The sequence below is a fragment of the Streptomyces doebereineriae genome (assembly GCF_031845645.1).
Lineage (GTDB): Bacteria > Actinomycetota > Actinomycetes > Streptomycetales > Streptomycetaceae > Streptomyces > Streptomyces canus.
Genome location: NZ_JAVREZ010000610.1, coordinates 1 through 381, shown reverse-complemented (window position 1 = coordinate 381; position 381 = coordinate 1). Strand labels below are relative to the sequence as shown.

At 64.6% G+C, this 381-nt stretch carries 1 protein-coding gene; it reads left to right on the top strand.

From position 1 onward, the window contains the following. On the top strand, window positions 1-381 hold a 381-nt coding region (locus RNB18_RS53500), incomplete at both ends, for a DUF5753 domain-containing protein (protein WP_311721245.1).

The window sequence follows — 381 nt, the reverse complement described above, 5'->3', positions numbered from 1 at the left end:
GGCAGAAGGCGCTCGTCTCCGAGCGCGCCCCCCGCTTCCACGCCGTGCTGGACGAGGCGGCACTCCGCCGTCCCTACGGCGGGCGGGAAGTGATGCGTGCTCAATTGCGGCACCTGATCGACATGTCGGAGCAGCCGAATATCACTCTTCAGGTGATGCCCTTCAGCTTCGGCGGTCATGCCGGGGAGAGCGGGGCATTCACGATGCTGCGTTTCCCGGAATCCGATCTGTCGGACATTGTCTATTTGGAGCAGCTGACAAGTGCGCTCTATCTGGACAAGCCCGAGGAAGTCGCGCAGTACGAACAGGCCATGGGGTGCCTGCGGAAGGACAGCCCCGGCCCGGAGGAGAGCCGGGATCTCCTGCGCGGACTCCTCCAAC